We start from the raw sequence: 26,456 nt of genomic DNA on the forward strand, positions 1-26,456 counted from the left end.
CCGATGAACACCCTTCTGCCGCCCGAGCCAGGCATCCGCATCAGCCTCGCCGAGCTGATCGAGATGCGCCATCGCGTGCGCGAAGTGCAGCTGTTTTCCACGCCGAGCCAGCGCAGCCCGCTGATCGGCCTGCACCACTCCAAACTGCGCGGGCGCGGGGTGGACTTCGATCAGGTGCGGGTCTATCAGGCCGGCGATGATGTGCGCAGCATCGACTGGCGCGTCACCGCCCGGACCCAGGAACCGCACACCAAGCTGTTCCATGAGGAGCGCGAACGACCGATTTTCATCATGGTTGAACAGAGCCGTCGGCTGTTTTTCGGCTCCGGGTTGATGTTCAAGTCGGTGCTGGCCGCCCAGGCCGCGAGCCTGATTGGCTGGGCCGCGCTGGGGCATAACGACCGGGTCGGCGGGCTGGTGTTCGGCGACAACGAGCATTACGAAATCAAGCCGCGACGCAGTAAGCAGAGCCTGCTGCAACTGCTCAACCGGCTGGTGCGGGTCAATCAATCGCTGCACGCCGAGCGCGAACCTGACCGCGACGCCTTCGGCATAGCCCTGCGCCGCGCCCGGGAAGTGCTGCGCCCCGGCAGCCTGGTGATTGTGATCTGCGACGAACGCGCCTTGTCCGACAGTGCCGAGCAGCAACTGAGCCTGTTGTCGCGCCATTGCGACCTGTTGCTGCTGCCGGTGTCCGACCCGCTGGATCACGCCCTGCCCGCCGCCGGCCTGCTTCGTTTTGCCGAACACGGCGCGCAACTGGAACTCGACACCTTGAATTTCGACCTGCGCCAGGCCTATCGCGCCCAAGCGGAAGCACGCATTGACCGCTGGGAGCTGCTGGCGCAGAAGCTGCGGGTGTTGCTGATGCCGTTGAGCACCCAAAGCGAAATGGTCGAGCAATTGCGTGAATACCTGAACCCACAACGTCCGGGGAAAGGTCGATGAGCAGCCTCGATCAACTGCAACCGCTGATTTCCCCGCCACCGATCGGCTTCTGGCCGCCGGCACCGGGCTGGTGGCTGCTGCTGCTGTTGTTGCTGCCGCTGATCGGTTTCGGCGTATGGCAGTTGCGACGCTTCATTCCGGACAAGCGCCCTGTCGTGCGCGCTGAACAACCGCTGGACCCGGTGCGCCTCGCCGCCCTGGCCGAACTCGCGCTGATGCCCAAACCCTACGACGGCGCCCCGGCCGGTGCCTGGCTGCAGCAACTCAACGGTTTGCTCAAACGCCTGTGCCGCAACCATTACCCCTACAGCCAGAGCCACACCCTCAACGGCCGCCAATGGCTGGCGTTCCTTGATAACCGCTGCCCGGCTGCCGGCCTCACGCGCTGGATGGTGCTGGTGGAAGGTGCCTACAAGCCCGAATGCAAACTCGACGACAAGGCCATCGCCGGCCTGACTCAAGCCGTCGACACCTGGATTCGCAAACATGTTTGAGTTCGCCTGGCCGTGGATTTTCGCCCTGCTGCCGCTACCGTGGCTGATGCGGGTGCTGTTGCCGGTGGCCGACAGTGGCGAACCGGCGCTCAAGGTCAGCTTCCTCAGCGACCTCGAAGGCCTCGCTCGCCGCCGCGCCCGGGCCAACCTGCCGACCTGGCGCCAGCAAGCCCCGTTCATTCTGATGTGGCTGTTGCTGCTGATCGCCGCAGCGCGCCCGCAATGGCTCGGCGAACCGCTACCGATTGCCGCCAGTGGCCGCGATTTGCTGGTGGCGGTGGACGTCTCCGGCTCAATGGACTTCCCCGACATGCAGTGGCAGGACGAAGACGTCAGCCGACTGTCACTGGTGCAGCATTTGCTCGGTGATTTTCTCGAAAGTCGCGATGGCGATCGGGTCGGTTTGATCCTGTTCGGCAGCCAGGCCTATCTGCAAGCGCCGCTGACCTTCGACCGCCATACCGTGCGTGTCTGGCTCGACGAAGCGCGGATCGGCATCGCCGGCAAGAACACCGCCATCGGCGACGCCATCGGCCTGGCCCTCAAACGCCTGCGCCAACGCCCGGCACAAAGCCGCGTGCTGATTCTGGTCACCGACGGCGCCAACAATGGCGGCGAAATCGATCCGCTGACCGCCGCACGTCTGGCGGCGAATGAAGGCGTAAAAATCTACCCGATCGGCATTGGCGCCGACCCGGAACAAAGCGGCACCCTGGGCTTCCTGGGCATCAACCCGAGCCTGGACCTCGACGAGCCGGCCTTGAAAGCCATTGCCCAAGCCACCGGAGGCCAGTATTTCCGCGCCCGCGACGGCCAGGAATTGCAGGCGATCAAGACCACCCTCGACAAACTGGAACCAGTAGCCCAGCAACCTACGCAGGCCCGTCCGGCCCAGGCGTTGTATCACTGGCCTCTGGCGATGGCGCTGCTGTTGAGCATGCTGCTGGTGATCCGTGAGCGCTGGCCGGATAACCCGTTGCAACGTCTATTTACCAAGAAGCTGTTTACCAAAGAGCGGTTTCTGCATACGCAACTGCCCGACTGGCGTCAGCGCCTCAAACGCCTGCGTCTGCGGAGGCGCCGATGATCGCTCTCTGGCCGTACTGGTTCCGCCCTTGGTGGCTGCTATTGCTGCCGTTGCTGGGCTGGTTGCTCTGGCAACTCTGGCACCGGCAGAAGCGCGCGGGTCGCTGGCAAATGATTCTGCCACCGGCCTTCCATGCCGCGTTGCTCAGTGGTGGCAGCGGTCGCGAGAGCAAACTGCCGTGGGTCGCCCTGGGCCTGGCCTGGGTGCTGACCGTGCTGGCCCTGCTGGGGCCGAGCTGGCAACGCGTTGAGCAAACCGGCCAGAAACCCGCTGACCCGCTGGTGGTGCTGCTTGAGTTGACCCCGGAAATGCTTGCCGCCGACGTGGTGCCAAACCGGCTGGAACAGGCCCGGCGCAAACTGCTGGATCTGCTGCAAAACCGCAGCGACGCGCAGACCGCCATCGTCGTCTACGCCGGCAGCGCCCATACGCTGGTGCCACTGTCGGATGACCTGTCGACCAGCCGCAATCTTTTGGATGCGCTCAAGCCGTCGCTGATGCCCCAGGCCGGTCATCGCGCCGATCTGGCGGTGGCCAAGGCCCTGACGCTGCTGGATCAGGGAGCCCTTGGCCAGGGGCGAATCCTGCTGATCGGTTCGTCGCTGACGGAACACGAACGCCAAGGGATTCGTCAGGCGCTGGACGCCAAGTCCACACAATTTCTGATGCTCGGCATCGGTACCGCCGAAGGTGCGCCGGTCGCACAGGACGACGGCAGTTTCCTCAAGGACGATCAGGGCGCGATTCTGGTGCCGCATCTGGACGGCCCCAGCCTGAAAGCCTTTGCCAATGGCCTGGGTGGAGGTTACGCCCAGGCACGCCTGGACGATGCCGACCTGCGCGACCTCGGCCTGCTCGACGGCCCACGGGACCTGCGCCACGACGGCCAGACGTTGCGCCTCGACACCTGGGCCGATCAGGGTTACTGGCTGCTGCTGCCGTTATTATTGCTGGCCGCCTGTGCCGGGCGTCGCGGCTGGCTGTTCTGCTTGCCGCTGCTGTTCCTGCTGCCGCAACCGAGTTATGCCTTCGATTTCGAAGACCTGTGGCTGCGGCCCGATCAGCAGGGTTTGCACTTGCTCAAACAAAAGCGCCCTGCCGAAGCCGCGCAGCATTTCGAAGACCCGCAATGGCAAGGTGTGGCGCTCTATGAAGCTGGCGACTACAGTGGCGCCGCCCAGCGGTTTGCCCAAGGCAACGACGCCCACGCCCACTACAATCGGGGTAACGCGCTGGCCAAAAGCGGCGAACTGGAAGCGGCGCTGGATGCTTATGAGCAAGCGCTGGAGCTTCAGCCAGACCTGCGCCCGGCGCTGACCAACAAGGCACTGGTGGAAACGCTGCTCAAGCAGAAAACCGCTACACCGCCCGTCGAGCCGGACAAAACCGCCGAGGGCGAAACCGAAACCATGCCTCAGGAACCGCCACCGGGCAGCGCCACCCAGCCGAGCGATGGCGAGCCGAAAACCGATGCCCAACAGGCCACGCCGGACGCCGAGCAGCCGCCCACGGCACCACCGCAATCGGGCGCCAATGAAGTTCCGGGCAGCGAATTGGGGGATGAACAAAGCACCACGCCACCACGGCGCCCCGCCAGCGACATGCTCGAAGGCGAACAGCAACAGGCGCTGGAGCAATGGCTGCGCAAGATCCCGGATGACCCCGGCGAACTGCTCCGGCGCAAATTCTGGTACGAACAGCAACAACATCAGGATCAGGGAAAAACTCGATGACCCGCTTCACCGCCTTCTTGCTTGCACTGCTTCTGTGGACCGTTCAGGCCCAGGCCGCGGAGCTGGTCGCCAGTGTCGATCGCAGTCGCCTGAGTTCCGGGGAGACGGTCGAACTGACTCTGGAATCCAGCGACGTGACCCAGTTCGGCAAACCCGACCTGACTCCGCTGGAGCCGCAGTTCGAGGTGCGCGGTACCCGTCAGGTCAACCAACCGAACACCCTCAACGGCAACACTCAAGCGACCACCCGCTGGATCATCACCCTACTGCCCCGGCAGAACGGCAGTGTGGTAATTCCGTCACTGCAACTGGGCGAGGCGCAGAGCCAACCGATTACCGTGCAGGTGATCGAAAGCGAAACCCAGGACAGCAGCAACACGCTTGCGCCGGTGTTCATCGAAGCCAGCCTCGACCAAAACAGCGTCTATGTGCAGGCTCAGGCGATCCTGACCTTGCGCATTTATCATTCGGTGTCGCTGTACGACGACAGCAGCCTGACCCCATTGCAGATTCCCGATGCGCGCATCGAACAACTGGGCGAGTCGCGCACCTACGAGAAAGCCATCAACGGTTTGCGCCACGGCGTGATCGAAATGCGCTACGCGATCTACCCACAGCACAGCGGTGTATTGACCATTCCGGCGCAAGTGTTCAGTGCCACACTGGTCGATGCCCAACCGTCCCAGGACGGATCGCCCCAGGGGCCAAAACCGGGCAAATTGATGCGCGTCAGTTCCACCGAGATTCCGCTGACGGTCAAGGCCAAGCCCGGCAGTTATCCAGCCGATGTTCCCTGGCTACCGGCCCGCAGCCTGAGCCTGAGTGAAAGCTGGAGCCCGGAACCGGATCATGCGCAGGTCGGCGACTCGCTGACCCGCAGCCTGACCTTGAGCGCCGAAGGCCTCGCCAGCTCTCAACTGCCACCGTTGCCCGCCACCGAGATCAACGGCCTGCGGCGCTACCCGGATCAACCGGTGCTGAGCAACCAGAGCGGAGAGCGTGGCTTGGTCGGCAGTCGCGAGGATCGTGAAGCCCTGGTGCCGACCCGCACCGGCGACATCGACTTGCCGAGCGTTGAAGTAATCTGGTGGAACACCTTCGAGGATCATCTGGAACACACCAGCCTGCCGGCCCGCACGCTGCAAGTGGCGAGCAATCCGAGCCTGATCGTCGACACCCCGGCGAGCAGCCCGCTGGTGATGTCCGGCGCCAGCAACGAAGCCCTTTGGTGGTGGAAACTCAGCACGGCAATTCTGGCCTGCACCACCCTGCTAGGCTTCGGCCTCTGGTGGCGCGCCCGCTCGCAACCGGCAGTCCTGCGGGCAGCGCAGACCGGCCCGAGCCCACGCACGCTGCTCGACGACCTCAAACGCGCCTGCCAGGCCAACGACACCCACGCCACCCGCCAGGCCCTCGACGCCTGGGCCCGAACAACCGGAAACCCTGGCCGACATGGCCGCCCGCTTCGTGCCGCTGTCCGATGCCCTCGACGGCCTGAACGGCGCGCTCTACAGCGAAACCGGCCAGTACTGGCAAGGCGAAGAACTCTGGCGCGCCATCCGGGCGATCCCGACGGCCGAAGGGTTTCAAGGCGTGGTCGGCGACAGCGGGTTGCCGCCGCTTTATCCCAAATAATCACTGGACCTTGTGGCGAGGGAGCTTGTCGGATCGCCGCACTGTCCCGTTCGGCTGCGCAGCAGTCGCAAATGGCTGATGCGCCATACCGGAAGAAATGAGGGGTGTGGTTTTGGGGCTGCTTCGCAGCCCAGCGGGAGCAAGCTCCCTCGCCACAGGCCTTCGGCTCGATCAGATCCATCGCGCCATCCCAAGTATTTGCCAGTAAACTCTCCCCTCTTTAGCCGCCATCATTTCCCCCGCGGCCATCACCTTATTTTGTTGCGGAGTACGCCTTGCGTCTGTTCCACACCTCCGACTGGCACCTTGGGCAGAACCTGCACGGCCAGGAACGCGATTTCGAGCACACCTGTTTTCTCGACTGGCTGCTGCGTCAGCTGAAGCTGGACCAGCCTGATGTGCTGCTGATTGCCGGCGATATCTTCGACACGGTCAACCCGCCGGTCAAAGCCCAGGAACGCCTCTACGATTTCATCGTCAGCGCCCACGAGCAGCAGCCCTTGCTGACCATCGTGATGATCGCCGGCAACCACGACTCCGGCTCGCGTATCGAACTGCCCGCGCCGTTGATGCGCCGCTTGCGCACTCACGCCCTGGGGCGCGTGCTGTGGCTGGATGACGGCCAACTGGATGCCGAACGCCTGTTGCTGCCGTTGCCGGATGCCAGCGGCGCAATCGCTGCCTGGTGCCTGGCGCTGCCGTTCCTGCGCCCCGCCGAAGTGACCGGCGCGCAGCTGGGTGACAACTATTTGCGCGGCATCGGCCAGGTTCACGAATGGCTGATTGAAGCGGCGAACGCCAAGCGCAAGCCGGGTCAGGCGCTGATCGCTATCAGCCATGCGCACATGGCCGGCGGTTCGGTGTCCGAGGACTCCGAGCGCAGCCTGATCATCGGCAACGCTGAAGCCCTGCCTGCCAGCCTGTTCGGGCCGAGCGTCAGCTATGTCGCCCTCGGGCATTTGCACAAGCCGCAGAAGGTCAACGGTGAAGAGCGCATCCGCTACAGCGGCTCGCCGATCCCGCTGTCATTCTCCGAGATCGGTTATCAGCATCAGATTCTCGACATCAAACTGGATGGCGAAACCCTGCTCAGCGTCGAACCGAAGCTCATTCCCCGACCAGTGAACCTGCAACGCCTCGGCCCCGCGCCGCTGGCGGAGATCCTGCTGCAACTGGCCGACCTGCCCAACATTGACCTGCTCGCCGACATCCAGCGCCAGCCGTGGCTGGAAGTGCGGGTGCGCCTCGATGAACCGCAACCGGACCTGCGCCATCAAGTGGAAACAGCCCTGCAAGGCAAAGCGGTACGGCTGGTGCGGATTGCCGCCGAATACGCCGGCAACGGCAGCCGCGACGGCGTCGAGGACGGCGCCACCTTGATCGAACTGGACCAACTGACGCCGCAGGAACTGTTCAGCCGCGCCTGGCAGGACAACTACGGCAGCGAGGTCGACGAGCAAACGCTCAGGGACTTCGCCGAGCTGCTGCAAGATGTGCAGATGGAGAGCGAACAACCATGAAAATCCTCGCGATCCGCCTGAAAAACCTCGCCTCCCTGGCCGGGCCATTTGAAATCGACTTCACCGCCGAACCCTTGGCCAGTGCCGGCCTGTTTGCGATTACCGGGCCGACCGGCGCCGGCAAAAGCACCCTGCTCGATGCGCTGTGCCTGGCGCTGTTTGGCGCCGTGCCGCGGCTGAACAATACCGGCCGCGATGCCAAGGTTCCGGACGCTGATGGCGAAATCGGCACCGGCGACCCGCGGACCCTGCTGCGTCGTGGCACCGGAGAAGGTTATGCCGAAGTGGATTTCGTCGGCATCGACGGTCGTCGCTATCGCGCGCGCTGGGAGGCCAATCGCGCTCGGGAGAAGGCCGGCGGCAAGCTGCAAGCCAGTCGCCAGAGCCTGCGCGACATCGATCAGGATCAACTGCTGGCCAGCCAGAAAGGCGAGTACAAGACTCAGCTCGAAACCGCGCTGGGCCTGAACTTCGAACAGTTCACCCGCGCCGTGTTGCTGGCCCAGAGCGAGTTCAGTGCATTCCTCAAGGCGGACGACAACGACCGTAGCGAACTGCTGGAAAAGCTCACCGACACCGCGCTCTACACCCGCCTCGGTCGCCGCGCCTTCGACAAGACCAAAGAAGCGCGCGAAGCCCACAAGCTGTTGCAGGACCAGGCCACCGGGGTCACGCCACTGTCGCCTGAAGCCCGGGCCGAGCTCGATGAGCGCTTCAATGACGCGCAGCAGCAACTCAAGACCCAGCAGGCGCAGCTCAAGCAATTGGAGCTGCAACACACCTGGCTCAAGGATTTGCGTCAGTTGCAGGACGCGCAACAGAGCGCCTCCGAGCAACTGCAGTCCGCCCAACAACACTGGGACAGCCTGGCCGGCGAGCGCTTGAAGCTGACCCGTCTGGAGCAATTGGCCCCGCAACGGCACCAATTCGCGCGCAAGACCGAATTGACCGCCCAGCTCACACCGCTGGCGGCGCAGATTCAGCAGCATATTCAACAGCAGACTGAACTGAACGCGCGTCAGGCCAGGCTCGAACTCAGTCTGAGCGCCGCGCAAACGGCACTGGTCCAAGCGCAGAGCCAACACAGCAACAGCGCGCCACTGCTGCGTCAGGCTTTCGAAGAGCAAAGCACCCTCGCCCGCCTGGTCAAGGACGCCAGCCTCAGCGCCGACCTCAAGCAGCAGGCGGAACTGGCCTGCACGCAGGGCCAAAGCACGATTCAGGGCTTGCTTGACCAGCAGAAACAAGTCGCAGAACGGTTGCGGCAAATTGCCGGTGAGCTTGAGAAAAGCACTCATCTGGCGCCGCTGAGCGATGCCTGGAACGCCTACCGTGATCGTCTGCAACAACTGATGCTGATCGGCAATCGCCTGAACAAGGGCCAGTCCGAACTGGCCGCCCTGGAGCAAAGCGCCACCCGCGCCGCCGAGGATCTGGCCACCCAGCGCCAGAGCCTTGAGCTGCTGTACAAAGAGGCCGGCGCCGAACCTGAAGCGGTGGCCGAGCAGATTCAGATCCTCGGCAGCCTGCTACAGGACAACCGCAAACAACTGCGGGCCATTGAAGAGCTGACGCGGCTGTGGGCCAGCCAGCAGGAACTGGACAAACGCGGCGCCGAGTTGCAGCAGCGCCAACTCGCCGCTCAGCAAGAGCGTGATCGTCTGACCCAGGACGGCGTGAAAACCAAAGCCGAATTGACCGTTGCCGAACAGACCCTGACCGTCACCCGCGAACTGCTGGAACGTCAGCGCCTGGCACGCAGTGCCAGCGTCGAAGAGCTGCGTGCACAACTGCTGGACGATCAGCCGTGCCCGGTTTGTGGCAGCCCGGACCATCCTTATCATCAGCCCGAAGCCTTGCTGCAAAGCCTCGGTCGGCACGATGAAAACGAACAGGCCAACGCCCAGAAAGCCGTTGACCTGCTCAAGGAAAAACTCACCGATCTGCGCGCCGAAGTCGGTGGCCTGATTGCTCAGCAAAAGGAATTGCTGCAACAGCAAGAACAACTCGCCACTCAGCAACAGAGCCTGGCACCGAGCCTGGAAGCGCACCCTCTGTCTGCTCAACTGTTGGCCCAGGACGCAGACAAACGCGATGCCTGGCTGACCCAACAAAGCAGCCAGTTGAACCAGAGCATCACCCAGGACGAACAGCGGCAAACCGCCCTGCTCACCCTGCAACAAGATGCCGCGCGACTGGCGCAACAACTGCGCAGCGCCGAAGCGGCGAACCAACAGGCGACACAACACCTGCTCAACCAGCAAAGGGAGTTGAGCAGCGATCGCCAACGCCTGGACGAAGAGCTGAGCGCGTTCAGCAGCCTGCTGCCAGCCCAGACGCTGGAAGCGCTGCGCAACGAACCCGCCGCGACTTTCATGCAGCTTGACCAGCAGATCGCCCAGCGCCTGCAACAACTCGAGCAGCAGCGCGATGAACTCGGCGAGCAACAACAACGCCAGCAGACGCTGGACAAAGAACAGGACCGCCAGCAGACCCGCACCCAGCAACTGGACGCCGCGCAGCAGCAGTTCAGCGCGTTGGCCGGGCAACAACAGGCTTGCCAGGAAAAACTGACGCAACTGCTGGGCGAACACGCCAGCGCCGAACAATGGCAACAGCAACTGGATCAGGCCGTCGAGCAGGCACGCAATGCCGAAGCGACGGCCAATCAGGAACTGCAAAGCGTGCGCACGGGGCTGGTGCAACTGGCCGCCGAACTCAAGGCGCAACAGGAACGTGCGCAAGCCCTGGAAAGCGAAGACCGCGAGCTGAGCAGCAAGATCGCCGACTGGCGCGCGCAGCATCCGGAGCTGGACGACGGTGGGCTGGAAGCGCTGCTCGGTGTCAACGACCAACAGTTCAGCGAGCTGCGTCAACGATTGCAGCAAAGCGAACAAGACATCGCGCAAGCCAAGGTGCTGTTGCAGGAGCGGGATCAGCGCTTGCGCGATCATCAGGCGCAGCACAACGGCAACCTGGACGCCGGACAACTGGCCACGGCACTGGCCGAGCTGCAAAACCTGTTCGCCGCCAGCGAGCATCGCTGCGCCGAATTGCGTGCTGAACAAACCGAAGATCAGCGTCGACAAAACGCCAATCAGGCGCTGACGCAGCAGATCGCCGACGCCTATGCCGAGTACCAGCGCTGGGCGCGCTTGAGTGCGCTGATCGGTTCGGCCACCGGCGACACCTTCCGCAAAATCGCCCAGGCCTACAACCTCGACCTGCTGGTGCATCACGCCAACGTCCAGTTGCGGCAACTGGTGCGGCGCTATCGCCTGAAACGGGGCGGCAGCATGCTCGGGTTATTGGTGATGGACACCGAGATGGGCGATGAACTGCGCTCGGTGCATTCGCTGTCCGGTGGCGAGACGTTCCTGGTGTCGCTGGCGCTGGCGCTCGGTTTGGCATCGATGGCATCGAGCACGCTGAAAATCGAATCGCTGTTCATCGACGAAGGCTTCGGCAGCCTCGACCCCGAATCCCTGCAACTGGCCATGGACGCCCTCGACGGCCTGCAAGCGCAGGGACGCAAGGTCGCGGTGATTTCCCACGTACAGGAAATGCATGAACGGATTCCGGTGCAGATCCAGGTCCACCGCCAGGGCAACGGCCTGAGTACCCTGGAGGTAAAATGATCACGCTGTATTCGTTCCGCCGCTGCCCCTACGCCATGCGCGCTCGCATGGCCCTGCGTTATTCGGGGGTTGCGGTGAATATCGTCGAGGTCAGCCTCAAGGCCAAACCGGCCGAAATGCTCGCACTGTCAAGTAAAGGCACGGTGCCGGTGCTGAGCGTGGACGGCCGGGTGATCGATGAAAGCCTGGAAATCATGCGCTGGGCGCTGGCGCAGAACGACCCGCAGGACTGGTTGCTCAAGGATGACCCTGTCGGGCAGCGATACATCGCCGGGCTGATCGAAGAAAACGATGAGGTGTTCAAGGTGCACCTCAATCGCTACAAATACGCCGAACGATATCCTGAGCAGCCAATGACGTTTTATCGCGCCGAGGGCGAGGTGTTCTTGCGCAAGCTGGATCAATTGCTGGAGGGGCGCGCCTACTTGCTGGGCGAGCACCCGAGCCTGGCGGATGTCGCCTTGATGCCGTTCGTGCGGCAATTCGCCCATGTGGATCGCGAGTGGTTCGGGCAAACGCCTTATGTGCGATTGCAGGGCTGGTTGCAGCGCTTTCTGGAATCGGATCTGTTCACCGGTGTGATGCAGAAGCAGCCTTTGTAGCAGCTGCCGAGCGTGCGAGGCTGCGTTCGGCTGCGTAGCAGTCGTAAACTCGGCTGATGCGGTCTGAGTGATGCACCGCAAGCTCTAGTTTTACGACTGCTTCGCAGCCGAACGCAGCCTTCGGCAGCTGCTACAGGTGTGGGTGTGTGCAGGTAAGGGAATCAAGCCAACACTTCACACATCCCCAACGCCGAGCAATCCACCTGGAATGGCCCGAAAAATTCGCCATTGGATTTGCTCGGCGGATTACCCACCAGCAACTCCAGCGCCTTGGCGGTCTGGATGTTGTGGGCGATGTTGTGGTTGCATTCGATGGCCCGTGCCACCGAGCCCGCCGAGCCCTGCCCGATCCCCAACAACGAAGCGCCATTGGTCATGAACGCCAGAAAGGCGATGACCCAGAGTCTGCGTCCTTTCATGCCCCTGCCACCCCCGCCAAGTCGACGTCATCAACCACCGCGTGTTGAGCGCGGTGTTCGAACTGGATACCGGGATAAGCGACCTGAATCGGTGCTTGAAGGCTGTGTTGCGATTGAGCCGAAAGGCTGACGACCAACACCATGGCCACGTAAAGACCAATGGCCAGGTAGGCGCCGTGTTTGGCAGAAGTGAGGATGGTGCTGGCCATGGTGATCTCCGTGGGCATGTTTCAGTGCCCACAGAATCGATCAAAAAACAGAAGATAACTAGCGACCTTTATGCATAGTAGCTATCAGTTTTATTGATCTTTAACCCAGCGTGTTTCAGTCCTCGATAAAACTCATCAAGCGCTCACGGGCCGCGTCCGGCTCGTTGGGAACGGGCTGGGCAGCCGACAGAATCGGGGTGGAATAGAGAAACAGGAGAACCACTGCCAGACGCATTGCCATGCTGTCGATCCTTATTAGAGAAGGAGTCAAAAAATCAGCGCCAAATTTAAACACATGGCTATGTGATATCAAGCAATACATTGATGGCAATATGATGCTGTCGTAAATGCGTTATGCAGGAGCGACATCACTTCGGGGCTTTTCGACGCCTGTGGGCCGATCGGCAAGTGACTTCGCTCCTGCATAAAGGGTGCAGGGCTGACATTTCAGTGTTGGTTTTTGTGATCCAGCGCGGCGTAGAAGTTGGCGCTCTGTTGCAGGTATTTCTGGGTGTAGCTTTGGGTGTGGGATTTTTTGTCGCTGATTTCAACGTTGGCGCTGGCAGGCAGAGCAACAGTGGCGGAAATAGCGGAAGCGGCGATAACAGAGAAGAGATTGAAGTTCATGGCGGTATTCCTCGATTCAGTTGGCTTGCTTGCCCGGTTGGGCCGTGAAGCAAACTTAACTCCCGAGGGTCGGCGCCTTGAAATGCTTTGTAGCATTAGCCGATATCAGTCTCATTAATAGAAGGTTGCAGGCCCCATCAACCGGGGCCTGCGGCCTATTGACGCAGCAGGAACTTGAGATCGCTCGGGGCATCCATCGGCAGTTTTTGCACGGTTTTGCCCAACAGACCGGTCTTGGCGTCACGCTCGATGACGACAATCTGGTTGCTCTTCTGGTTGGCAATCAGCACGAATTTGCCGCTCGGGTCGAGACTGAACTCGCGCGGGTGATCGCCGTCCACCGAGCGGCGCTGAAGCTCCTTGAGGTGGCCGGTTGCCGGGTCGATGGCGAACACCAGCAACTGATTGGCGGTGCCACGGTTACTGACGTAAAGGAACTTGCCATCGACCGAGGCGTGAAGCGCAGCCGCGGCCTTGCCCGATGTGGGCAGCCCCGCCGCCAGATCGACCAACTGCGTTTGTTCGAGTTGGCCGTCCTTGTAATCGAACACCGCCACCTGCGCGCTCATTTCCATGGTCAGCCAGGCGTGCTTGCCATCGGCGCTGAACAGTAAATGTCGCGGCCCGCTGCCGGGGGGCAACGGGACGGACGCGGGTTTGGCGGCAGTCAACGGCAGTTCCGGATTGGCCTTGGGGTCGAAGCGATAGATAAAGATCTTGTCCGCGCCCAGGTCATTGGAAAACACGTATTGACCATCCGGCGAAGAGATCGCCGAATGCACGTGCGCCGACATCTGCCGCTCGGGGTCGATCCGGCTGGACGGATGACCGCTCATCTGCACGACAGGTTTCAGCTTGCCATCGGGGCTCACCGGTAACACCGCCAGGGTACCACCCGGGTCTTCAGCCACCGAGTAGTTGCTGACAAACAGATGGCTGGCATCACCGCTGATGCTCGAATGGGTCGGCTCGTTGCCCAGGGTTTGCATCTGGTTGATCAGGCTCAGCTCATGGGTTTTCGGATCGATTGCGTAACTGCTGACGCGCCCTACCGGATCGGCCTGCCCCGGGCCGTTTTCGTTGACCGCGAACAAGCGACGTTGATCCTTGGACACGGTCAGCCAGGACGGGTTGGCGCTCTTCACCACTTGCAGCGGCTTGGCATCGATCTGCCCGGTGCGGCTGTCGAAGTTAAGGCGATAAATCCCCTGGCTCTGGCCGGCGGTGTACGACCCCACCAGCAATTCGTAGTTGTCGACCGGCGCCGCCTGCACGCCCATAGCACCGACGCTGCCGGCGATCAACAGTGGCCAGAAGTTACGCATCCTCATTCGTTTCGTCCTCGTCATCCTGACCACCAAACGCTTCCATAGGCACCAGACGGTGTTCACCGGAATCACCGGTGATGATCCAGCTCTTCAAATCGGGATCGAAAGTCGCCGCCTTGATCTGCGCCATGCTGAACTCCCAGCGCTTGAGCGCCCGACCGTCCATGCATTCGATGTGCAGGTTATCGTCTTCATCGAGAGAGAAGTCGAAAGCGTGCAGCCCGTCGATCTCCAGCATGTCGCAATGTTCGAGGGCGTTGAGCAAGGTGTCGTTTACGGCAGTCATGGCAGTCAATCTTTGAATGGGAAAGGGCAATGATAGCTCATCACACCGCAATGATCGTTCCCACGCTCCGCGTGGGAATGCCTCAACGGACGCTCTGCGTTCGGCTGTTGATGTGACGCGGAGCGTCACGGGTTGCATTCCCACGCAGAGCGTGGGAACGATCAGTTACAGCGGACCGAGCCAATCAGTTGTGGGCGGCTAGAGAGCATCACGCGATGGTTTGCCATCGACCAGGCGCTGGATGCGCAAAGGATTGCCATTCTTCAACGCGTCCGGCAGCAGGCTATCGGGGTAGTTCTGGAAGCACACCGGGCGCAGGAAACGGTCGATGGCCAGGGTGCCCACCGAAGTGCCGCGCGCATCGGAAGTCGCTGGATACGGTCCGCCATGGACCATCGAATCGCAGACTTCCACACCGGTCGGATAACCGTTGAGCAAGATCCGCCCGACCTTCTGCTCCAACAAGGGCGTCAGCTCGCCGAAGCGTTCGAAGTCCGCCGGCTCACCGATAATCGTTGCCGTCAGTTGCCCGTGCAGGCCGTTCAGCGCAGCACTGAGTTGCGCCTGATCCGCCACTTCAACAAACACCGTGGTCGGGCCAAACACTTCCTCTTGCAGCACTTCATCGCCATCGAGCAACAGACTCACATCCGCCTTGAACAATTGCGGCTGCGCCTGATTGCCTTGTTGCGGATTACCGGCCAAGTGCTCGATTTTCGGATGCGAAAGAAGCTTGTGCAGGCCTTTGCCATAGCTGCTCAAGGTGCCGGCGTTGAGCATGGTTTGCGCCGGCTGATCGCCGATCAGCCCGGCCACCTGCTGCACGAACGCACTGAACTGCGGCGAACGAATGCCGATCACCAGCCCCGGATTGGTACAGAACTGCCCGCAGCCCTGCACCACTGAAGCCGTGAGGTCACGGGCGATGCTTTCAGCACGAGTATCCAGCGCCTGCGGTAACACGATCACCGGGTTGATGCTCGACATCTCGGCGAACACCGGAATCGGCTGCGGCCGTGCCGCGGCCATGTCGCACAGCGCCCGACCGCCTTTCAGTGAACCGGTAAAACCGACCGCCTGAATCGCCGGGTGCTTGACCAGCGCTTCCCCTACTCCACCGCCGTAGATCATGTTGAACACACCGGCCGGCATGGCGGTTTTTTCAGCGGCGCGAATCACCGCGTCAGCCACCCACTCTGCGGTTGCCATATGGCCGCTGTGGGCCTTGAACACCACCGGGCAGCCGGCGGCCAAGGCCGAAGCGGTGTCACCGCCAGCCGTGGAAAACGCCAACGGAAAGTTACTCGCGCCAAACACCGCCACCGGCCCCAGACCTATACGGTACTGACGCAGGTCCGGACGCGGCAGTGGCTGGCGTTCCGGCAGCGCCAGATCGATCCGCGCGCCATAGAAATCACCACGCCGCAGCACCTTGGCGAACAGACGCATCTGGCCGCTGGTGCGCCCACGCTCACCTTGAATCCGCGCCGCCGGCAACGCGGTTTCGCGGCAGACCACGGCCACGAACTCATCGCCAAGGACGTCCAGTTCATCGGCAATCGTGTCCAGAAATTGCGCACGGCGCTCGGCGCTCAGGCTGCGATAGGCCGGGTAAGCGGCGGCAGCAGCCTTCGCGGCGGCGTCGACCTCTGCAACGGTGGCCTGGTAGAAATCGTGGGGCAAGGCCTCGCCAGTGCTGGCATCGACGCTTTGCAGTTTGACGGTGCCGGCAGCGCTGCGCTCACCGCCAATGTAGTTGTGACCAAGAATCCGGGTCATGGGTGTCTCCTTAAAGTGTGCCGACGGTGCCGGGTTCGAACGCTGCTTCAACCGGTGCGATGCCGTTGATCAAGGGTGCGCCGAACTCGGCCTGGCTGATCTCGAACACATCACCCGGCCGGGTACGGATGCCATCGGCGAAGGACAGGGTCGCGGTGCCAAAGAAGTGGATGTGCACGTCGCCGGGGCGTAGGAACTGGCTGTACTTGAAATGGTGATACTCGAGGTTTTCCAGGCTGTGACACATGTTGGCTTCGCCACTGAGGAACTCGTTCTGCCACAGCACTTCGCCGTCGCGCAGGATGCGACTGGTGCCTGCCAGGTGTTGCGGCAGTTCGCCGACCCGAAGCTCCGGGCCATAGCTGCAACTGCGCAGTTTCGAATGGGCCAGGTAAAGGTAATTCTTGCGTTCCATCACGTGATCGGAGAACTCGTTACCCACCGCAAAACCGAGGCGATACGGTTTGCCGTCGTGGCCGATGACATAGAGGCCGCTGAGCTCGGGCTCTTCCCCGGCATCTTCAGCAAAGGGCGGTAGCGGGAAAGGCTTGCCCGGTCGCACGACGATGCTGCCATCGCCCTTGTAGAACCATTCCGGTTGCACGCCGGCCTGGCCGGCTGCAGGTTTACCGCCCTCCACACCCCACTTGAAGATGCGCATGGTGTCGGTCATCGCCGCTTCATCGCCGGCCTGCTGATGCATTTTGTCCCGAGCCGAGGCGCTGCCCAAATGAGTCAGGCCGGTGCCGCTGACCAGCGTATGCGCCGGGTCCGGGTGATCCAGCGGCGGCAGGATGCGTAGCTTGGCCAGCAGCTCGGCATAGTTGTGGCTGATGCCCAGCCCCAGGGTTTGAACCTGTCGCTCAAGACTGGTGCCCGCCTCGATCGCCGCCAGCGCCAGATCCCGCACCGTATGCGCATCCTGCACTTCACGCACCAGACCGTCTTCGACCACGCCGACGCGGCGTTCGCCATTACTCAATTCGAACTGAACTAAACGCATGAACCTTCTCCTGTTAATGCAAAACTTGTTGGCCAATCTCGCGTCAGGTACGGGTAGCACCGCGGGCACTTGCCGCGAACTGGTCGGCCGGCAGCACATGCTTGCGTTCCAGCAGGCGATACACCACGCCGGTCAGGACCAGACCGAACACCATCACGCAGGACAGGAAATACAGCCCCGACGCCAGGTTGCCGGTGTACTCCTTCAGCGCACCAATCACGAACGGGCCGATGTAGCCGCCGAGGTTGCCCACCGAATTGATCAACGCGATTCCTGCCGCCGCACTGGCGCCGGCGAAGAAGCGCCCCGGCAAGGTCCAGAACACCGCCGTGCAGGAAAACAGCGCGAACGCCACCAGGCACAGCGCCGCCAGTTGCAGCACCGGTACCGATAGCCAGGCGCTGAGGAACAGGCCGATGGCACCCAACACATACAGCACCGCCAGATGACCGTAGCGATCATTCAGGCGGTCGGAACTGCGCGGAATGATCAGCAAACCGATGATTCCGAAGATGTACGGCACCGATGACACGAACCCGGTCACCAGGTCCGTGCCACCGAACTGCTTGATCAGCGTCGGCAGCCACAAACCGAGGCCATAGATGCTCAAGGTCACCGGCAGATAGAACAGCGCCAGCAGCAACACCCGTTTGTCCTTCAGTGCATGCAACGGATTGCCGTGGCAGGTCTGGCCATACTCGGCGAGGTCTTTTTTCAGTTCCCCGGTCAGCCAGTCTTTCTCGGATTGATCCAGCCATTTCACTTGGTCCGGGCCGTCCGGCAAGTAGCGCAGCACCGGCCAGGTCAGCAGGATCGCTGGCGTACCGATGACGATGAACAGCCACTGCCAGCCGTGCAGGCCAAGCGTGCCGTCCATACCGAGCAAACCGCCGGACACCGGGCCGGTGATCATCATGGCGATGGGTTGGGAAAGGATGAACAGCCCGAGGATCTTGCCGCGATGGCGAATCGGGAACCATTGGGTGATGTAGTACAGCACGCCTGGAAAGAACCCGGCTTCGGCCGCGCCGAGCAGAAAACGCATCACATAGAAGCTGTTCGGGCCCTGGACGAACGCCATGCCGATGGTGATAGCGCCCCAGGTGACCATGATCCGCGCAAACCAGCGTCGGGCGCCGAAGCGGTCGAGCATCAGGTTGCTGGGGATCTCCAGCAGAAAGTAGCCAATGAAGAAAAGCCCGGCACCAAATCCGTAAGCCGCATCACCGATGCCGACGTCGGCGCCCATGTGCAGCTTGGCGAACCCCACGGCGGAGCGATCCACATAGGCGATCAGGTACAGCAGGATCAGGAAGGGAATCAGTTTCAACGTGATGCGACGGATAAGCCGCAATTCCTGGCTCATGAGTTCGGTCTCCGATTGTTGTTGTTATAGAACCTCGGGGGACGCCTCTCGCGGAAAACCATCAGGGCCATCCCTCCGTTGAAAACGACTATATAGTATTACTATTTAACCAACAACACTTCCAAACAGCCGAAATTGCGCTTATGTTACGCCACAGCTCGAACAATATAGTCATACAATAAGAGAACCGATCATGACTGATAAGAAACCCACCCTGCGCTCCGCCCAATGGTTTGGCACTGCCGACAAGAACGGCTTCATGTACCGCAGCTGGATGAAGAATCAGGGCATCGCCGACCATCAGTTCCACGGCAAGCCGATCATCGGCATTTGCAACACCTGGTCGGAACTGACCCCGTGCAACGCGCATTTCCGCCAGATCGCGGAGCACGTCAAACGCGGGGTGATCGAAGCCGGTGGCTTTCCTGTGGAATTCCCGGTGTTCTCCAACGGCGAATCGAACCTGCGCCCCACCGCCATGCTCACCCGTAACCTGGCGAGCATGGACGTCGAGGAAGCCATTCGCGGCAACCCGATCGATGGCGTGGTACTGCTCACCGGTTGCGACAAAACCACTCCGGCGCTACTGATGGGCGCGGCCAGTTGCGACGTGCCGGCGATCGTCGTCACCGGTGGACCGATGCTCAACGGCAAGCACAAGGGCCAGGACATTGGTTCAGGCACGGTGGTGTGGCAGCTCAGCGAACAGGTCAAGGCTGGCACGATCACCCTTGATGATTTCCTCGCGGCCGAGGGTGGCATGTCCCGTTCCGCCGGGACCTGCAACACCATGGGCACCGCCTCGACCATGGCTTGCATGGCCGAAGCGCTGGGCACGTCCCTGCCCCACAACGCGGCGATTCCGGCAGTCGATGCGCGCCGTTATGTGTTGGCGCACATGTCGGGTATGCGTGCGGTGGAGATGGTTCGCGAGGATTTGAAGCTGTCGAAAATCCTCACCAAGGAAGCCTTCGAAAACGCCATCCGGGTGAACGCTGCCATCGGCGGTTCGACCAACGCGGTGATCCACTTGAAAGCCATCGCCGGACGCATCGGTGTCGAACTGGACCTGGACGACTGGACCCGCATCGGTCGCGGCATGCCGACCATTGTCGACCTGCAACCGTCCGGGCGCTTCCTGATGGAAGAGTTCTACTACGCCGGTGGCTTGCCTGCAGTGCTGCGTCGCCTGGGCGAAGCCAACCTGATTCCGAACCCGAACGCCCTCACCGTCAACGGCAAAACCCTCGGTGAAAACACCAAGGACGCGCCGATCTACGGCCAGGACGAAGTGATCCGCACCCTCGACAACCCGATCCGCGCCGACGGCGGCATCTGCGTGTTGCGCGGCAACCTGGCGCCACTGGGTGCGGTGCTCAAGCCCTCTGCGGCGAGTGCCGAGCTGATGCAACATCGCGGGCGCGCGGTGGTGTTCGAGAATTTCGACATGTACAAGGCGCGGATCAACGATCCGGAACTGGACGTGGACGCCAACTCGATTCTGGTAATGAAAAACTGCGGGCCGAAGGGTTATCCGGGCATGGCCGAAGTCGGCAACATGGGCTTGCCGGCCAAGCTGCTGGCCCAGGGTGTGACGGATATGGTGCGGATTTCCGACGCACGCATGAGCGGCACGGCGTACGGTACCGTGGTGTTGCATGTGGCACCGGAAGCCGCCGCCGGCGGGCCTTTGGCGGCAGTGAAGGAAGGCGACTGGATCGAGCTCGATTGCGCCAGTGGACGTTTGCATCTGGACATTCCGGATGCCGAACTGGCCGCGCGCATGGCCGATCTGCAACCGCCACAACAGTTGCTGGTGGGCGGCTATCGCCAGCTGTACATCGACCATGTGCTGCAGGCGGATCAGGGCTGCGACTTCGACTTCCTCGTCGGTTGTCGTGGAGCCGAGGTGCCGCGTCACTCTCACTGACCCTCTGGATTCTGTAACCACAGTAGAACCTGTGGCGAGGGAGCTTGTCGGATCGCCGCACCGTCCCGTTGGGCTGCGAAGCGGCCCCAATACAGGCAGTCGCGATTTGTCAGGCAGACCGTGCCGGCCGATTTGCGACTGCTTCGCAGCCGAGCGGGACGGTGCGGCGATCCGACAAGCTCCCTCGCCACAATGATTGTGCCCGCCACGCCTGCTATCATGCGCAGCACCCCATCGCACAGGACCGCGCCGTTCCCCATGGATTACCGCAAACCCTCCGACCGCAAAAGCATGCACTCGCGCATCGTCCAGGAATTGGGCATGCAGATTGTCTCGGGACGCTTCAAACCGGACGACAAACTGCCCGCCGAAGCCCTGTTGTGTGAGGAATACGCGGTCAGCCGGCCAGTCCTGCGCGAAGCGACCCGAGTGCTGGTTGCCAAGGGCCTCGTGTATTCCCGTCCGCGGGTCGGCACCGTGGTCAAGCCGCGCCGGGAGTGGCACATGCTCGACCCGGACGTGCTGCACTGGCTGATGCAAAGCAGCCCGCAGAATGAGTTCTTCAGCCTGCTGACCAGCGTGCGCAGCATCATTGAACCGGCCGCTGCAGCCCTGGCCGCGCAGTTCGCCACCGACGCAGACATCGCCTCCATCGGTGAAGCCTACCAACGCATGGAGTCAGCACCGACGCCTGAAGCCTTGTTGCAGCCGGACCTGGATTTCCACAGCCGCATCGCCGACGCGACCCACAACGACTTGCTGGCGAACCTGTGCAACATGTTGTCGGTGGCGATTGCAGAAGCCTTGAAACACTCCAACCAACGGCCGAACCTGCATGAACTGGCGTTGCCTCGGCATAAGGCGATTCTCACGGCTATCGAGAATCGCGATGCGCTGGGTGCGCGGCATGCGACGTTGGTGCAACTGGACGATGCGCGTAACGCGCTGAATGTGGTGCTCGGCACCGATCCCGCATAACCACCACAATTCCCCTGGGCTCATTGCCACCACGTAGTCATCACTTAGATCATCGAATTGTCGGATCTGCGGTATCCCGTTACCGCACATCCATTCCGGCCTCGCCTTACTTTGCGTGACTCAACCCATGCAAAGGATTGCATCATGCCGATACCTGCATCCCCCCCTGCCACGGCGGACATGACCGATATCATCGCGCACGCCGTCAGCGCCCGCTTCAGCTCCCGCCCCACCCTGCGCTCGGAAACCGCTCGCCTGCTCAAGGACGGCGTACTGGAAAAATACCCGCAACTGGACTTCGACCCTGAGCGAACCAAAATCGCGCAGCCGATTCCCAACGGGGCCTGGCGCCTCACGTTACTGCTGGACCTGGTACTGGATTATCTGGCCAGCGGCACACCTGTCGATTTCAGCGAGCGGTTCGGTCGTGCCTGCTTTCTGACCAACCGTGCGCCCGCGCAACTGACTGTCGGCAAAACCACATCACGCCTGCCTGATCTCCAGGTGATTGCGGGGGTCATCCTTGAGCTGCCCGACTTGCTGCACATCGGGTTTCAGGAATCGCTGACCCTTTACTGGAACCAGAAGGACGAGGCCGGCGTCAGCCGCTGGCAATGGCTGGGAAACTTGCTGGCCGGTGTCCTGCAGACATCCGCGACCCGCCTGTCGAAAAGCAACCCGGTACAGGCCGGGATTCTCACGGAACTGGCCAGTTACCCGGACAACCTGCAGCGAATCCAGCAGCCCCGGTCAAAAGGCCCGATACAAGCCTGCACCCTGCAAACCACCCTGACCAAAGGTGACGTGTCGATTACGCTGCAGGCCTCCGAGCTCCTGGTGACTTGTGGTGAAACCCATTTGTTGTGCAGCGTGACCGGCAAAATCGAGCCCTTCTCTTCCCTGGAAGCTTTCGGCCTGGCTTGGGGCGCACGGTTTCAGCGGGCATACAAAGCTGATGTCATCACCTGGAAGCGGTTTGAGCCGGACGGCAACATCTTTGACATTCAGGCTGCCCTGCTCCTGAACCGGCAACTGGAAGATCTGGCTGCGCTCAAATTGCCTGCCAGCCAGGGCCTGGGCGAGTTGGCGAAACACGTTGATGCGATCACCGAAGTCGCCACGCTGTTCATCGACAGCCAGCCGGTCGATGCCGTTTTTCAACCGATACAGGCATCGATTCCCGAGTGGTTGCAAGCAGCGACACCCACTGACCGCATGGCCTATCGCAAGCACGTCCTGGCCATGGCCAGCGTCAAGCAACAGACTCAGGGGCGCACCTTCAACGATGGCATCGACGACCTTCGTACGTTTGCCCGAAAAGCCTTGCACAAGCAGATGCAGGAAGATTATCCGCTGGCGCCCGGTTACAACTCCGACGAGCTGGAACTGACCTTTCATGTCCCTGTCGGTGACCTCGGCAGCGGCTACATCGAAACCGTCAAAATGACCCTGACCGAGCTGGCGATCAACAATCTCGCCGCAAAACCCAAGGGCCGCATGACTGTCCGCCACACGGGAGATCAACTGATTCAGCAGTGGACTACCGACGCCTATCTGCTGGACCTGGTGAGCCGGGTCAATGTCGGCCAGCACTATCCCGAACTGATCGAAACCTTGCTGCTCGGCGAGACCGACGACGCACGGGAGCGGGAACGATTGTTCGCGCTGGAACTGTCGGTTCATCTCCCCCTGCTGGCCCTCGAGCATTCGATCAAGGGTGAGCACGGGTTCACCCATCTGGGGTATCGCTATGTCGATGCGTTGATGAGTCGCACCGCCGCCGAACGGGTCGTCGATGAACAGGCCGTGGTCATCCGGCCCCTGGCGTTCCAACGCAAGGACGGCGCCGACTGTGATGTGGCCGCCAACATGTTCATCATCGAGCCCAAAGACTTGCAGGCCAGTGGTCCGCATATCCTCTATCGCCCGTTGTACACCCCGTCACTGCAGCAATACGCCGCTCGCAGCGACTTGCTCAAAGCGATCGCGCAACAGGGCGCGCTGCAAACCAGCGTGCTGACCTGGCTCCCGGACCGCGCACGTCCGGTTTACGACAACAACGGTTTCAACGAACCGCATATCAACCACTTTCACATCGGCGACGAGTTCTCACCGCCCGACAAGCCGAAACCGGCGATTCTGGCAGGCGACGAAGCTGCGGCCCGGTGGCTCAGTGCAGTGGAGGAAGGTCGATTGCCGGCCAGCCTGTTCGCCAGCAACGCCCGGGCGCTGGCCGATCTGGCTGACAGGCAATCGGTGTCCAATGCCGAAAGCCGTTGGGCGATCATCCTTGAGGGTGGCTGGCTGGTCTTTAACAACCTGGTACTGCCGCTGTTGCGCGGCCCGGCAATGCTGGTGGGCTGGATGCTGCAAATCACCCATAGCCTGATCAACGACCTGCCCGCACTGGACAGTGATGACCCAACTACCCGGAATCTGGCCTGGATCGATGTGCTCTTGAACATCGGCCTGCTCCTTTTGCATGTCGCACGAACTCAAGGTGAACGGCCTGCACTCGCGCCAGAGCGCATGGGCGAAGACGCTCAGGTGACCCTCGATCCGCTGCGCCGTCTGTTGCCACTGGACTTGCTGCATCCCGAGACAACCATCACTCAAGAAACACCCGGACTGCCCTCCGAACCGCCGGGCAGTGGCAATACGTTGCTGGATTTCAACCTGTCGACCGCTCGGGACTCGACCTCGGCGCGGCTGTTCAACAAGCTGCAGGCGGTCAAGGTTGCATGGCCCGCGTCTCTGCCAGAGCCTGTTGCAACCGGTCCGTTCAAGGGGCTGTACCGGATCGACAACAAATGGCACGTCACGGTCGCCGGCCTGCTGTTTCGCGTGAGTGTCGTGCCCGGTTTCGGTGAGGTCTACCTGGTGCATCCCGAGCATCCCGACCATCCGGGCATCAAGCTCAAAACCGATGGATACGGCCGGTGGACGCTGGATCAAGGGCTGAAACTGCTCGGCGGAGGACGTAACGCCAGGCGGGATGCCCTGCGCGAGAGCAAACAGCAACGCATCAGCCTGCTTGAACTGAACCACCAGGAATTTTTGCAGCAACAGACGCAGGTGCAAAAACGCGTTGATATCGCGGAAAAACTGATGGAGCTGAAAACAAACGACCCCGCCAGCAGCGAGCAGGATCGCGCGACTTTTCGCCAACGGTTCGCGGACGAGCTGGACAAACAGAGCGAAACCTATGTCACGGCGCTTGCCGAAATCCGCGAAAAAAGCGCTCTGAGCAAATCTGATCCCGATCCAAACCTGCAGCGCAGCCTGCTGGAGAATCTCATCAACAACGCGCGCAAACGTGTGGTCATTGCCGACCGGGAACGGGAAGCCACCAATCGAACTTACGCGGACTTGACCCGCGGTATCGAACACTTGCGCGAAGCAATCAAGGACAAGGGCAACGTCGTACTGGATCGATACTTCGAATTCATGCGCAGGACCTCCGAAGTCAACGAGACCATGATCAAGTTCTACGAAGAAGCAGAGAGCCGACTTGCGGAGCTTAAACACTTGTCTCGCCTGGGCTTGGAGGACTGGAAACGGTTGACCGACAATCGCTCCGATAATGAATTGACCGCATTGCGAGTCAAATCCTACCAACTGAGCATCTTGCGTATTCTCAGCCTGAAGGGACTGGGTAGCGCCACCATGGCCCCACTCGAACGCGCGCTCGATCCCCTGATGTTGCTGTCTCGCTCCCATTCCGAACTGCAAACTTCTCGCACTTATAACAATAGCGATCGGATCGCCGTTCTGGACAACCTGGTCGATCACTACCGCAAAGCACTGGACGGGCTTGAAAGTATCGGCATCTTCAATGCCGAAGAATTACAGCCGGCGGCCTTCAATCGCCTGCGAGAGATCATCGGTGAACTGCGCCTCGATGCCGAGCGACGTCTGGCCGACGACCTTCAAAATCTCCCGCAACCTTCGGTCTCCGAGCCCGGTCCGTCTTCACCCGGAGCCAGCAAGCCCCCGATCCAGCGCCCCTCTTCATGGGCCAGTCGCAAGCGGGTCATCAAAACCGCCAAGGGCACTCTGATCGGTGATATTCGCCCCCGCGTGGCTAACCAGGGCGGAGACATTGTTGATATCAACGGTCCACTCGAAGATGCACCACTGGCTTCGTTCCATGAACATGAACCGAATGTCTGGGTAGAAATGATCGAGGTCAGGCAGCCCGCACCCAAGGCCTCCGCGCACTCCTACGCACAGCTCAAAGGGGATGCCCGCAAGGCCATCGCCAATGTCGACAAGCAGGTAAGGAAAATCGAGGGTTACGCGCAACGCGCAAGCTCACCCAAGGAAATTGAAGAACAATTGCAACGCGAAGCACAAAAGCTGACCGGGTATGCCGAGGGCCTGGAACACCATGAGGCACCCTCGCCAAACCGGGAACAAGATGCCTCGTTAATCCGCGATTTACGCGATCACGCGCGAGCCCTCGACAGTAAGGCATCGGAACTGCGCATCCGCATGACACTGGCCCAGCCCCCCAGCAGTGAGGGTGTGGAGTTTCTGTTACGGTGCAAGGAGGTTTACCCGCGCATGATCGGCAATCGCGTACAACTGAAAACCGGACGTAAAGACTTCATGCAGGAGTACGTCCTGTTGAACAAAGACGATCAACCCTGGGGGTACGCGCATTTCCACTATGAGCGCTTCGATGATGCCAAGACGCAATATACCCAGGCCCATCTGAAAACCAGGGAACAACGCTTCGAAACCTACGAATCGGCGATGGCCAAGGCTACAGATCCGAAACAGAAAATCGATATCCACCGCGGGATCATCAGCAAGGAACTGGCCAACAGTGCATTCCTGACGCTACAACCACGCTGAGTGATTCGGTCCCC

The 26,456-nt window shown here is 61.4% G+C and carries 19 protein-coding genes and 1 pseudogene; 11 read left to right on the forward strand and 9 right to left on the reverse strand.

Annotated features, from left to right (window positions below; genetic code table 11):
- The first annotated feature begins 3 nt into the window (after positions 1-3).
- The 8 genes and pseudogenes from FFH90_RS17230 (at position 4) to FFH90_RS17265 (ending at position 11,657) form a co-directional block, all read left to right on the forward strand.
- Complete coding sequence (locus FFH90_RS17230; protein ID WP_086946141.1) at positions 4-948, forward strand: DUF58 domain-containing protein; 945 nt, start codon at positions 4-6, stop codon at positions 946-948.
- On the forward strand, positions 945-1,442 hold the full coding sequence (locus FFH90_RS17235) for a DUF4381 domain-containing protein (protein WP_138867710.1): 498 nt from the start codon (positions 945-947) through the stop codon (positions 1,440-1,442). The genes FFH90_RS17230 and FFH90_RS17235 overlap by 4 nt, the downstream gene beginning before the upstream one ends.
- Entirely contained in the window at positions 1,435-2,529 is a 1,095-nt protein-coding gene (locus FFH90_RS17240; protein ID WP_064618194.1) for a VWA domain-containing protein, read from the forward strand. Before FFH90_RS17235 ends, FFH90_RS17240 begins: the two co-directional genes overlap by 8 nt.
- The gene (locus tag FFH90_RS17245) at positions 2,526-4,262 is read left to right on the forward strand and encodes a VWA domain-containing protein (protein ID WP_138867711.1); all 1,737 of its coding nucleotides are present in this window, start codon (positions 2,526-2,528) and stop codon (positions 4,260-4,262) included. Before FFH90_RS17240 ends, FFH90_RS17245 begins: the two co-directional genes overlap by 4 nt.
- Positions 4,259-5,897 (forward strand): annotated as a pseudogene (locus FFH90_RS17250) (BatD family protein). The gene FFH90_RS17245 and the pseudogene FFH90_RS17250 overlap by 4 nt, the downstream one beginning before the upstream one ends.
- Before the next feature lie 275 nt (positions 5,898-6,172).
- Positions 6,173-7,417: an exonuclease SbcCD subunit D C-terminal domain-containing protein gene (locus FFH90_RS17255; RefSeq protein WP_138867713.1), complete on the forward strand. Its 1,245-nt coding sequence runs from the start codon at positions 6,173-6,175 to the stop codon at positions 7,415-7,417.
- A complete protein-coding gene (locus tag FFH90_RS17260; RefSeq protein WP_138867714.1) occupies positions 7,414-11,055 on the forward strand; it encodes an AAA family ATPase in 3,642 nt (1,213 codons plus the stop codon). Before FFH90_RS17255 ends, FFH90_RS17260 begins: the two co-directional genes overlap by 4 nt.
- Positions 11,052-11,657: a glutathione S-transferase gene (locus FFH90_RS17265; RefSeq protein ID WP_111453549.1), complete on the forward strand. Its 606-nt coding sequence runs from the start codon at positions 11,052-11,054 to the stop codon at positions 11,655-11,657. Before FFH90_RS17260 ends, FFH90_RS17265 begins: the two co-directional genes overlap by 4 nt.
- A 161-nt stretch (positions 11,658-11,818) precedes the next feature.
- Here the strand turns inward: FFH90_RS17265 and FFH90_RS17270 are convergent, their stop codons facing one another.
- The 9 genes from FFH90_RS17270 to FFH90_RS17305 form a co-directional block, all read right to left on the reverse strand.
- Entirely contained in the window at positions 11,819-12,076 is a 258-nt protein-coding gene (locus FFH90_RS17270) for a hypothetical protein (protein WP_018926169.1), read from the reverse strand.
- Entirely contained in the window at positions 12,073-12,285 is a 213-nt protein-coding gene (locus FFH90_RS17275; RefSeq protein WP_018926170.1) for a hypothetical protein, read from the reverse strand. Before FFH90_RS17275 ends, FFH90_RS17270 begins: the two co-directional genes overlap by 4 nt.
- Positions 12,286-12,400: 115 nt before the next feature.
- Positions 12,401-12,526, reverse strand: a complete 126-nt coding sequence (locus FFH90_RS30385) for a hypothetical protein (RefSeq protein ID WP_007901166.1) — start codon at positions 12,524-12,526, stop codon at positions 12,401-12,403.
- A 206-nt stretch (positions 12,527-12,732) separates the two neighbouring features.
- Positions 12,733-12,912: a hypothetical protein gene (locus FFH90_RS17280; protein WP_018926171.1), complete on the reverse strand. Its 180-nt coding sequence runs from the start codon at positions 12,910-12,912 to the stop codon at positions 12,733-12,735.
- Positions 12,913-13,067: 155 nt separating this feature from the next.
- On the reverse strand, positions 13,068-14,237 hold the full coding sequence (locus FFH90_RS17285; protein WP_138867979.1) for a lactonase family protein: 1,170 nt from the start codon (positions 14,235-14,237) through the stop codon (positions 13,068-13,070).
- Positions 14,230-14,526 (reverse strand): DUF5629 family protein, encoded by a 297-nt coding sequence (locus FFH90_RS17290; protein ID WP_018926173.1) that lies wholly within the window; start codon positions 14,524-14,526, stop codon positions 14,230-14,232. The genes FFH90_RS17285 and FFH90_RS17290 overlap by 8 nt, the downstream gene beginning before the upstream one ends.
- A gap of 198 nt (positions 14,527-14,724) precedes the next feature.
- Complete coding sequence (locus tag FFH90_RS17295; RefSeq protein WP_138867715.1) at positions 14,725-16,305, reverse strand: aldehyde dehydrogenase (NADP(+)); 1,581 nt, start codon at positions 16,303-16,305, stop codon at positions 14,725-14,727.
- Between the two features lie 10 nt (positions 16,306-16,315).
- A complete protein-coding gene (gene araD1 / locus FFH90_RS17300) occupies positions 16,316-17,308 on the reverse strand; it encodes an AraD1 family protein (RefSeq protein ID WP_111453546.1) in 993 nt (330 codons plus the stop codon).
- Between the two features lie 43 nt (positions 17,309-17,351).
- Complete coding sequence (locus tag FFH90_RS17305) at positions 17,352-18,674, reverse strand: MFS transporter (RefSeq protein WP_018926176.1); 1,323 nt, start codon at positions 18,672-18,674, stop codon at positions 17,352-17,354.
- A gap of 193 nt (positions 18,675-18,867) precedes the next feature.
- On the opposite strand from FFH90_RS17305, the gene FFH90_RS17310 reads away from it, so the two are divergent.
- From FFH90_RS17310 to FFH90_RS17325, 3 genes are all read left to right on the forward strand, one after another.
- Positions 18,868-20,604 carry an IlvD/Edd family dehydratase gene (locus tag FFH90_RS17310; protein ID WP_018926177.1) on the forward strand — a complete coding sequence of 579 codons (1,737 nt, stop codon included), beginning with the start codon at positions 18,868-18,870 and terminating at the stop codon, positions 20,602-20,604.
- A 258-nt stretch (positions 20,605-20,862) separates the two neighbouring features.
- Positions 20,863-21,582, forward strand: coding sequence for a FadR/GntR family transcriptional regulator (locus FFH90_RS17320; RefSeq protein WP_018926179.1), 720 nt, complete (start codon positions 20,863-20,865; stop codon positions 21,580-21,582).
- 144 nt (positions 21,583-21,726) lie between these two features.
- Positions 21,727-26,442 carry a dermonecrotic toxin domain-containing protein gene (locus FFH90_RS17325; protein ID WP_138867716.1) on the forward strand — a complete coding sequence of 1,572 codons (4,716 nt, stop codon included), beginning with the start codon at positions 21,727-21,729 and terminating at the stop codon, positions 26,440-26,442.
- Positions 26,443-26,456: the final 14 nt, after the last annotated feature.

The sequence above is a fragment of the Pseudomonas sp. ATCC 43928 genome (assembly GCF_005938665.2).
Taxonomy (GTDB): Bacteria; Pseudomonadota; Gammaproteobacteria; order Pseudomonadales; family Pseudomonadaceae; genus Aquipseudomonas.

Bases quoted from the DNA above. Each gene is read 5' to 3' on its own strand.
- FFH90_RS17305 (WP_018926176.1), bottom strand. From the start codon at position 18,674: ATGAGCCAGGAATTGCGGCTTATCCGTCGCATCACGTTGAAACTGATT.
- FFH90_RS17240 (WP_064618194.1), top strand. From the start codon at position 1,435: ATGTTTGAGTTCGCCTGGCCGTGGATTTTCGCCCTGCTGCCGCTACCG.
- FFH90_RS17265 (WP_111453549.1), top strand. From the start codon at position 11,052: ATGATCACGCTGTATTCGTTCCGCCGCTGCCCCTACGCCATGCGCGCT.
- FFH90_RS17295 (WP_138867715.1), bottom strand. From the start codon at position 16,305: ATGACCCGGATTCTTGGTCACAACTACATTGGCGGTGAGCGCAGCGCT.
- FFH90_RS17285 (WP_138867979.1), bottom strand. From the start codon at position 14,237: ATGCGTAACTTCTGGCCACTGTTGATCGCCGGCAGCGTCGGTGCTATG.
- FFH90_RS17280 (WP_018926171.1), bottom strand. From the start codon at position 12,912: ATGAACTTCAATCTCTTCTCTGTTATCGCCGCTTCCGCTATTTCCGCC.
- FFH90_RS30385 (WP_007901166.1), bottom strand. From the start codon at position 12,526: ATGGCAATGCGTCTGGCAGTGGTTCTCCTGTTTCTCTATTCCACCCCG.
- FFH90_RS17270 (WP_018926169.1), bottom strand. From the start codon at position 12,076: ATGAAAGGACGCAGACTCTGGGTCATCGCCTTTCTGGCGTTCATGACC.
- araD1 (WP_111453546.1), bottom strand. From the start codon at position 17,308: ATGCGTTTAGTTCAGTTCGAATTGAGTAATGGCGAACGCCGCGTCGGC.
- FFH90_RS17230 (WP_086946141.1), top strand. From the start codon at position 4: ATGAACACCCTTCTGCCGCCCGAGCCAGGCATCCGCATCAGCCTCGCC.
- FFH90_RS17320 (WP_018926179.1), top strand. From the start codon at position 20,863: ATGGATTACCGCAAACCCTCCGACCGCAAAAGCATGCACTCGCGCATC.
- FFH90_RS17290 (WP_018926173.1), bottom strand. From the start codon at position 14,526: ATGACTGCCGTAAACGACACCTTGCTCAACGCCCTCGAACATTGCGAC.
- FFH90_RS17310 (WP_018926177.1), top strand. From the start codon at position 18,868: ATGACTGATAAGAAACCCACCCTGCGCTCCGCCCAATGGTTTGGCACT.
- FFH90_RS17260 (WP_138867714.1), top strand. From the start codon at position 7,414: ATGAAAATCCTCGCGATCCGCCTGAAAAACCTCGCCTCCCTGGCCGGG.
- FFH90_RS17275 (WP_018926170.1), bottom strand. From the start codon at position 12,285: ATGGCCAGCACCATCCTCACTTCTGCCAAACACGGCGCCTACCTGGCC.
- FFH90_RS17235 (WP_138867710.1), top strand. From the start codon at position 945: ATGAGCAGCCTCGATCAACTGCAACCGCTGATTTCCCCGCCACCGATC.
- FFH90_RS17245 (WP_138867711.1), top strand. From the start codon at position 2,526: ATGATCGCTCTCTGGCCGTACTGGTTCCGCCCTTGGTGGCTGCTATTG.
- FFH90_RS17325 (WP_138867716.1), top strand. From the start codon at position 21,727: ATGCCGATACCTGCATCCCCCCCTGCCACGGCGGACATGACCGATATC.